Origin of the sequence: Streptomyces sp. SID14478, from assembly GCF_010548525.1 — a bacterium.
In the GTDB taxonomy this organism is placed as follows: domain Bacteria; phylum Actinomycetota; class Actinomycetes; order Streptomycetales; family Streptomycetaceae; genus Streptomyces.
Map to the genome: position 1 here is coordinate 1 of NZ_JAAGMG010000957.1, position 8,357 is coordinate 8,357.

Annotated in this window: 9 protein-coding genes and 1 riboswitch; of the genes, 7 read left to right on the top strand and 2 right to left on the bottom strand. The window is 71.6% G+C overall.

Going from position 1 to position 8,357, the window contains the following annotated elements; genetic code table 11:
* The 5 genes from G3I40_RS30980 to G3I40_RS31000 form a co-directional block, all read left to right on the top strand.
* Positions 1-419, top strand: a 419-nt coding sequence (locus G3I40_RS30980) for a DUF2877 domain-containing protein (RefSeq protein ID WP_164305941.1), incomplete at its 5' end; no start/stop codon positions are given.
* Positions 416-1,966 carry an acyl-CoA synthetase FdrA gene (gene fdrA, locus G3I40_RS30985; RefSeq protein ID WP_343245072.1) on the top strand — a complete coding sequence of 517 codons (1,551 nt, stop codon included), beginning with the start codon at positions 416-418 and terminating at the stop codon, positions 1,964-1,966. The genes G3I40_RS30980 and fdrA, both read left to right, overlap by 4 nt.
* Entirely contained in the window at positions 1,963-3,420 is a 1,458-nt protein-coding gene (locus G3I40_RS30990) for a DUF1116 domain-containing protein (RefSeq protein ID WP_164305942.1), read from the top strand. Before fdrA ends, G3I40_RS30990 begins: the two co-directional genes overlap by 4 nt.
* Positions 3,421-3,454: 34 nt before the next feature.
* Positions 3,455-4,786 carry a cytosine permease gene (locus G3I40_RS30995; protein ID WP_164305943.1) on the top strand — a complete coding sequence of 444 codons (1,332 nt, stop codon included), beginning with the start codon at positions 3,455-3,457 and terminating at the stop codon, positions 4,784-4,786.
* A 221-nt stretch (positions 4,787-5,007) separates the two neighbouring features.
* Entirely contained in the window at positions 5,008-6,198 is a 1,191-nt protein-coding gene (locus G3I40_RS31000; RefSeq protein WP_164305948.1) for an alanine--tRNA ligase-related protein, read from the top strand.
* A gap of 3 nt (positions 6,199-6,201) precedes the next feature.
* On the opposite strand, the gene G3I40_RS31005 is transcribed toward G3I40_RS31000, so the two are convergent.
* Positions 6,202-6,390: a hypothetical protein gene (locus tag G3I40_RS31005; protein ID WP_164305944.1), complete on the bottom strand. Its 189-nt coding sequence runs from the start codon at positions 6,388-6,390 to the stop codon at positions 6,202-6,204.
* A gap of 134 nt (positions 6,391-6,524) precedes the next feature.
* On the opposite strand from G3I40_RS31005, the gene G3I40_RS31010 reads away from it, so the two are divergent.
* The gene (locus G3I40_RS31010; protein ID WP_164305945.1) at positions 6,525-6,932 is read left to right on the top strand and encodes a hypothetical protein; all 408 of its coding nucleotides are present in this window, start codon (positions 6,525-6,527) and stop codon (positions 6,930-6,932) included.
* A gap of 15 nt (positions 6,933-6,947) precedes the next feature.
* Here the strand turns inward: G3I40_RS31010 and G3I40_RS31015 are convergent, their stop codons facing one another.
* Positions 6,948-7,649 carry an aspartate/glutamate racemase family protein gene (locus G3I40_RS31015; RefSeq protein ID WP_164305946.1) on the bottom strand — a complete coding sequence of 234 codons (702 nt, stop codon included), beginning with the start codon at positions 7,647-7,649 and terminating at the stop codon, positions 6,948-6,950.
* Positions 7,650-7,800: 151 nt separating this feature from the next.
* A riboswitch (TPP riboswitch) is annotated at positions 7,801-7,901 on the top strand.
* On the opposite strand from G3I40_RS31015, the gene G3I40_RS31020 reads away from it, so the two are divergent.
* Positions 7,893-8,357, top strand: a 465-nt coding sequence (locus G3I40_RS31020; protein WP_239092043.1) for a cytosine permease, incomplete at its 3' end; no start/stop codon positions are given. It overlaps the preceding riboswitch by 9 nt.

Consider the following 8,357-nt stretch of genomic DNA (forward strand, 5'->3'; position numbering starts at 1 on the left):
TGACCGCCGCGATCCGCGGCGGCGACGAGGACGCGGAGCGCCGCGGCGTCCTCGCGCTCCTCGGGCTCGGCCCCGGACTCACCCCCGCCGGCGACGACTTCCTGGCCGGCCTCGCCCTCGTCGCCGCCCTCCCCGGCAGCGCGCCGACCGGGTTCGTACCGGTCCTGCGCGCCGTACTCGCCGACTTTCCCGCACGCACCACGGACCTCTCCCTCGCCACACTCGCCGAGGCGACCGAAGGCCGGGCGCGCGGCGAACTCATCGACGTACTACGACAGTTGGCGCACAGCCGGCCGTCGTGGGAGCTGCACGCTCCTGTCCGCAAGGCGCTGGCCGTCGGCCACACCTCGGGCAGCGACACCCTGTCCGGCATCGTCGCCGGACTTCACCTGGAAGAAGAACTGCGAGGTTCGCTGTGAGTACCACCACAGCTGTCGTACGGAAGAACACGTACTTCGACTCCGTGTCCCTGATGTCCGTCTCGACCAAGGCCAACGCCCTGGACGGGGTGGACCAGGCGTTCACCGCCATGGGCACCGAGATGAACAAGGGGGTGCTGGAGAACCTGGGCCTGCTCACCGACGAGCTGCGGGCCGCCGAGAGCGGCGACCTCATGATCGTGCTCGTCGCCGAGGACGGCGCCGACACCGCGGCGCTCCTCGCCGGGATCGAGGACCTCCTCACCCGCAAGGCCCCCGCGTCCAGCGTCGGCGGCGAGGTCGCCTACCGCACCGTGGCCTCCGCCACCGAGGGCATCGAGGGCGCGAACCTCGCCGTCATCGCCGTCAACGGCGCCTACGCCGCCCGCGAGGCGCGCAAGGCCCTCGACAGCGGGCTGCACGTCATGATGTTCAGCGACAACGTCGCCGTCGAGGACGAGATCGCCCTCAAGGAACTCGCCCACGACAAGGGCCTGTTCATGATGGGCCCGGACTGCGGCACGGCGATCATCAACAACGTCGCACTGTGCTTCGGCAACAAGGTCCGCCCCGGCTCCATCGGCATCATCGCCGCCTCCGGCACCGGCTCGCAGGAGGTGTCCGTGCGCGTCCACGCGCTCGGCGGCGGCATCTCCCAGCTCATCGGCACCGGCGGCCGCGACCTGTCCGAGCAGGTCGGCGGCATCATGATGGTCGACGGCATCCGCGCGCTGGCCGCCGACCCCGCCACCGACGTCATCGTCCTCGTCTCCAAGCCGCCGGCCCCCTCCGTCGAGAAGAAGGTGCTCGCCGAGGTCGCCGCCGCGGGCAAGCCCGTCGTCGTCTGGTTCATCGACGGCTCCGAGGCGGCGGTCACCGCCGCCGGCGCCCACTTCGCCGCGGGCAGCCTCCAGGCCGCCCGGCAGGCCGTCGAACTCGCGGGCGTCGAGCAGCGGTCGGGCGAGACGTGGGACGCCGGGAGCGCCGCCGCCACCGTCGTCGCCTCCCTGGCCGAGGGCCAGAAGTACGTACGCGGCCTGTTCTGCGGCGGCACCCTGTGCGACGAGACCATGTACGCGGTGCGCGACGCCGGGCTCGACGTGTGGAGCAACATCCAGAAGGACGCCGACTTCCGGCTCCCGGCGGGGTCCGCCTCGCGCGGCCACACCTTCCTCGACTTCGGCGACGACGACTTCACCAACGGCCGCCCCCACCCGATGATCGACCCGGCGCTGCGCATCGAGCGCATCGTCGAGGAGGCCAAGGACCCCGAAGTCGCCGTCCTCGTCCTGGACTTCGTCCTCGGCTTCGGCTCCCACGAGGACCCGGTGGGCACCACGCTGCCCGCCATCGAGGAGGCCCGGCGCCTCGCCCAGGAGGCGGGCCGCCACCTGGAGGTCGTCGCCTACGTCCTCGGCACCGACCTGGACACCCCGTCCGTCGCCGACCAGAGCGCCGCCCTGCGCGCGGCCGGCGTCACGGTCACCCTCAGCTCCACCGAGACGGGCCGGTACGCCCGCGAGATCGCGAAGAAGGCACAGGCATGAGCACCCCGCAGCACCCCGAACCCACCCCGGCCGCCGCCCTGTTCGGCGGCGAGCTGAGCGTCGTCAACGTCGGCCTGGCCATGTTCGACGCCGACCTCAAGGCCCAGGGCGCCAAGGTCTCCACCCTCGAGTGGACCCCGCCCGGCGGAGGCAACCCCGAGGCCGCCCGCGCCCTCGACGTCCTCGACGAACCCGGGCTCGCGGAGAAGATCGAGGCCGCCAACGCCGAGGCCGTCGAGCGCATCATGTCCGCCCGCCCGATGCTCATCGGCTTCGGGCGCGCCCTGGACGTCGTGCCCGGCATGACCGCGACCACGATCCTGCACGCCGGCCCGCCCATCACCTGGGAGCGGATGAACGGCCCGATGAAGGGCGCCGTCACCGGCGCGCTCGTCTTCGAGGGCCTTGCCGAGGACCTGGACGCGGCGGCCGGGCTGGCGGCGTCCGGCGCCATCACCTTCAAGCCGTGCCACGAGATGAACACGGTCGGCTCGATGGCCGGCGTCACCTCCGCGTCGATGTACATGCACGTCCTCAGGAACGAGACGCACGGCAACCTCGCCTACACCAACCTGTCCGAGCAGATGGCGAAGATCCTGCGGATGGGCGCCAACGACCGGAGCGTCGTCGACCGCCTCGTGTGGATGCGGGACGTCTTCGGTCCCATGCTCAAGGAAGCCGTCGAGTTCACCGGCCCGGTCGACCTGCGCCTCCTGCTCTCGCAGGCGCTCCACATGGGAGACGAATGCCACAACCGCAACGGCGCGGGCACGCTCCTCCTCTTCCAGGCCCTCGCGCCCGGACTGCTGCAGTCGTCCTTCACCACCGAGCAGAAGAAGGAGGTCTTCGACTTCGTCGCGTCCTCCGACTACTTCTCGGGCCCGACCTGGCTGGCGATGGCGAAGGCCGCCCTCGACGCGGCGAACGGCATCGAGAACTCGACCGTCGTCACGGCGATGGCCCGCAACGGCGTCGAGTTCGGCATCCGTGTCGCCGGACTGCCCGGCCAGTGGTTCACCGGCCCTGCGCAGCAGGTCATCGGCCCGATGTTCGCCGGGTACAAGCCGGAGGACTCCGGTCTGGACATCGGCGACAGCGCCATCACGGAGACGTACGGCTTCGGTGGGTTCGCCATGTCGGCGGCGCCCGCGATCGTCGCCCTCGTCGGCGGCACCGTCGCCGACGCGATGGGCTACACCCGCGACATGGGTGAGATCACCACCGCGCAGAACCCCAACGTCACCATCCCCGCCCTCGACTTCCAGGGACTGCCCACCGGCATCGACGTCCGCAAGGTCATCGACACCGGGATCCTGCCGGTCATCAACACGGCGATCGCCCACAAGGAAGCCGGCATCGGCATGATCGGCGCCGGCATCACGCACCCGCCCGCGGAGGCCTTCACCAAGGCGGTCACCGCTCTCGCCGAGGCGCTCGGCGGACCCACCTCCTGACGCGCGCGAGCGCCCACCCGGAAGACCGCACACGATGAACACACCTCACTCCGCCGCGGAACCGGTCCCGTCCGCGGACAGCCGGGAACTCGACGACGAGTTCGAGCACAGCCCGGTACCCGCCGAGCGACGCAAGTCACTCCTCACGGTCTCGGCCGTCTGGTTCGGATTCCCGATGATCCTGACCAACGCCATCCCCGGCGGCGTGGTCGTCGCCATGCTCGGCTTCTGGCGTGGGCTCGCGGCCATCCTGGCCGCCAACCTCGTCATGCTCCTGTACGTGGGGATCCTCAGCCACCGTGCGGGATCCACCGGTGAGAGCTTCTCGCTGCAGGCCTCGCGCACGTTCGGCCGCGGCGGCTACGTCGTGGCCGCCGCGTTCCTGGCCACGATCGTGGTCGGCTGGTTCGCGTTCAACACCGGCGCCACCGGCGCCACGCTCCACGCCTCGTTCGGCTGGCACGAACGACTCGTCACGGTCCTTGCGGGCCTCGGCTTCATAGCCCTGACCTACCTCGGCATCAAGGCGCTGTCGTGGCTGGGCGCGGTCGCGGCGCCGCTGTTCATCGTGGCAGGCGTCATCGCCCTCGTGCTCGTGGCCCGCGACCACGACATGGGCGCCGTCTTCTCGTACGACGGGGTGGGCGGAGCCTCCACGCTCACCTTCGGCGCGGCGATCTCGACGATCATGGCGACGTTCGCGGACTCGGGCACGATGACCGCCGACTTCACCCGCTGGTCCAAGAACGGCCGCCAGGCCGTCCTCGCCACCATCAGTGCCTTCCCCGTCGCGAGCCTCGTCGCCCAGATCACCGGCGGCCTGGTCGTCGCGGCGGGCGCCATCGCCTCCGCGGGCACCACGGGCGGCGACTTCCTGCCGATCCTGACCGGCGAGCACTCCGGGATCCTGAACGTCATCGCGGCCGTGTTCGTCTTCGTCAACCTCGGCTCGGTGTGCAGCCACTGCCTGTACAACGGGGCGCTCGGCTGGTCCCATCTCACGGGCACGAAGATGCGCCTCATGACGATCGTGCTCGGCCTCATCGGAACGCTGGCCGCGCTCGCCGGAGTCTGGGACCACTTCCTCGACTGGCTGGTCGTGCTGAGCGTGTTCGTGCCCCCGCTGGGCGGCGTGCTCATCGCCGACCAGCTCTTCGCCCGCGGCGGGCGCGGCGCCATGGACCGCAGGCCCACCGCGGCGATCCGCCCCACCGCCTTCGTGGCCTGGGCGATCGGCGCGGCGGCCGCGGCCGCCGCCCACTGGTGGGCCCCGCAGCTGTCGGACGCGGTCACCGGCCTCGTCGTCGCCGTGCTTGCCTACGCGGTGCTGGAGCGGGCCGTGCCGGAAAACCGGGTGCGGGCGTGATCGGGGCCGCGTTAGCGTGGAGGACATGAACGTCATCGGCCTCGGCACCACCGCAACCGCGCGAGCGACCAGCTCCCCGGTTGCCGCCGTCTGACGACTTGACCCATCCCTCGGCGACCGGAGACGGTCCGCCGAGGGATTCTTTTCGTGGCAGCCCCCTCCGCGGTCCTGTGTCCGGCGCCCGCCCGCACCCCGCGAAGGAGCCACCCGCGATGAGGACCATGACCACCGAGGACACGATCCGCACGTTCGTCGAGTACTACGAGGAGCGCGGCCACCGCCGCGTCACCGGCTCGACCCTGCTGCCGCCGCCCGGCGACCCCGTCCTGTTCACCACCTCCGGCATGCACCCCCTCACCCCCTGTCTGGAGGGTCGGCCGCATCCGCTGGGGCGGCGCCTGGTCAACGTGCAGCGCTGTCTGCGGACCACGGACCTGGACGAGGTCGGTGACGCCAGCCACCTGACGGTCTTCGAGATGCTCGGCACCTGGTCGCTCGGCGACTACGAGGGACCGCAGAGCCTCGAGTGGGGATACGACCTGCTCACCGAGGGACTCGGCATCGACCCGGCCCTGATCCACGCCACGGTCTTCGGCGGCGACGACCACGTCGGCCCGGACACCGACTCGTGGGAGGTGTGGCAGCGACGCGGCGTCCCCGTCGAGCCCACTACCGAGGACAACTGGTGGTCCAACGGTCCGACCGGCCCCTGCGGACCGGACTCGGAGATCTTCGTGTGGACCGGTGACACGCCGCCGCGCTCGACACCCACCCGCGACGAGCGCTGGGTCGAGGTGTGGAACCACGTGATGATGCGTCACCGCCGCCTGGACGACGGCTCGTTGGTGCCCCTGCCGCAACGCAACATCGACACCGGGCTCGGGTTCGAACGGCTCCTCGCCCTGCTCCAGGGCGTCGACTCGGTCTTCGCCTGCGACGTGTTCGCCCCGTGGCGCCGGCTCCTGCCCGGACTGTGGCCCCTGGACGAACCGTCGCAGCGCCTGCTCAGCGACCACCTGCGCTCGGCCGTCGTGGTGATCGGGGACGGCGTGCGCCCCGGCAACACGGGCCGCGAATACGTCCTGCGCCGCTTGGTGCGCCGGGCCCTCACCACACTGTGGCGCGACGACCCGTCCCGGCAACTCGGCGATCTGCCCCGGGAATTGGTGCGGCACACCCTGGACCACTTCCGCCAGACGGCCGACCCGGACGAGGTGCGCCGGGTCCTGCTCGACGAGGAGCGCCGGTTCGGCACCCTGCTGGAGCGCGGACGCAAGATCCTCGGCCGGCCCCGGTTCCGGGGCACCCTCGACGAGGAGGACCTCCACTACCTGCACGACACGCACGGCCTGCCCCGCGACCTCGTACTGAGCCTGCGGTCCGAGGCCCGGGACCCGGGCCGGTCCTCGTAGCCGTCAGGCGAGCCAGGAGTACACGGCGTACCCGACGAGGAGCAGCACGATCACCCCCGTCAGGACCAGGGTGCCGGTGCCCGTGGCCGAGGAGCGCTCCTGCTCGGCCCGCTTCTCCTTGATGTAGGCCTTCGCGTCGGCCTCCGTACGTGTGCGGACCCACTGGCTGTTCTGCCCGATAGGTGAGAACACTGTGCCTCCCCGTGATCAATTCCTGTGCTGCTGACCACTTCTGGCTCCGTCAAACCTGAGAGGTCGTCTTCCGGAGTGGGTTGCCCGGAGCGGGGTAGGCGCAGCGGTACCGGCCGCGACGGGTGAGCGGCTCGATGGCTGAAAGGTCCGGCATGGAGCGAGCGCGGGCGAGTTTTCCGGCGCGTTGGGAAGTCGGGGGCGTGCTGGTCGTGGACGTCCTCGGGGTGTTCGACGGGGGCGCCGCGACGCAGCTGTGCGGCCTGCTGGTGCGCATGGCGCGGACCGGACAGCGGGCCTTCGTGGTGGACTTCGAGCGGGCCGCGCACTGCGACCCCGCGGGCGCCCGCCAGTTCGTCGAGACGATGACGCGGACGCTGCGGGGCGAGAGCTTCCTCGCCGTGGTCCCCGGCACCGTCGCGGGACCCGCGCTGGCCTTGGCGGGAGCCGACGGCCTGTCGGGCGGCAGCCACGGCCGCCTCGCGGACGCGGTCGCGGCCTGCGGCGTGCTGCCCCTGGACGAACTGGGGGAGCCGGCGTCCTGAGACGAGCCGTGCCCTTCAGGACGTCGGGTCGGCCAGAGCGGCCTGCACGGCTGCCTCGGCGTGCAGCCGCGCCGTGGGAAACACGGCGACGGGACTGTCCGCGGCGCCGATCAGCAGCTCGATCTCCGTGCAGCCCAGCACGATCCCCTCGGCGCCGGACGCGACGAGGCGGTCGATGACCTCCTGGTACGCTGCCCGGGACGCGTCCCGTACGACCCCGAGGCACAGCTCCTCGTAGATGACGCGGTGCACGAGCGCGCGCCCCGCGTCATCGGGCACGAGCACGTCGAGGCCGCCCTGCGCCAGGCGGCCGCGGTAGAAGTCCTGCTCCATCGTGAACGCGGTGCCCAGCAGGCCGACCCGGCGCAGTCCGGCCGCGCGCACGGCCCGGGCGGTCGCGTCGGCCAGATGGATCAGGGGCACGGCGGTGGCCGCCTGGATCTGGTCGGCGACCTTGTGCATCGTGTTCGTGCACAGGAGCAGCAGGTCGGCGCCGGCCGCCTCCAGGCTCCGCGCGGCAGCGGCGAGGATCTGCCCGGCCTGCACCCATTCGCCGCGGGCCTGCAGCCGCTCGATCTCGGCGAAGTCCACGGAGTAGACCACGCAACGGGCCGAGTGGAGTCCGCCGAGCCGGTCCCGCGTCAGCTCGTTGAGCAGGCGGTAGTACTCCGCTGTCGACTCCCAGCTCATCCCGCCGATCAACCCGATGGTCTTCACCGCACCGCTCCCGGACGCCTCGCACATGTGGACCGTACGGCGCGAGGGTAAGGCACGGGCGCTTCTCGTCCGACAGGAAGTGCCTGCCTACGCCCCCTTCCGGGGGCGGCGTCGACCCGTAACGGAGGAGCGGCTAGGGTTCGCTCCGGTACTACCCGACACGGGGTGCCCCGCACATATGACGGGGCTGAGATCACACCCGTAGAACCTGAACCAGTTAGCACTGGCGGAGGGATGTCAGCGATGTCGATGCCGCACGCTTCCACGAAGACCCATGCCCCCGGGCCGCCGCGCCCGGCTGCCTTCGAGGGCGGTACGCCCGCCGCGCCCGGCGACTGGCGGCCCGAGTCGCGCGGCATCGCCCCGGTGCCCGAGAGCCACCGGTACGGCGGCGCGGGACGGCTGTTCACCGTGTGGTTCGCGCCGAACCTCACGATGAGCGGCGTCTTCACCGGGACCATCGGCGTCGTCCTCGGCCTGGACTTCGTGACCGCGCTCGCGGCCGTGCTCGTGGGCACCGTGCTCGGCGCCGTGCCCACCGCGTACCTCGGCACCTGGGGGAGTCGCACCGGGGCGGGTCAACTCCCGCTCGCGCGGCTGGCGTTCGGGCGCGCCGTCGTCGTACCCGGCGCCGTGCAGTGGCTGTCGTCGATCGCCTGGGACGCGTTGATCGGCCTGTTCGGCGGCGATGCGCTCGCCCGGCTCTGC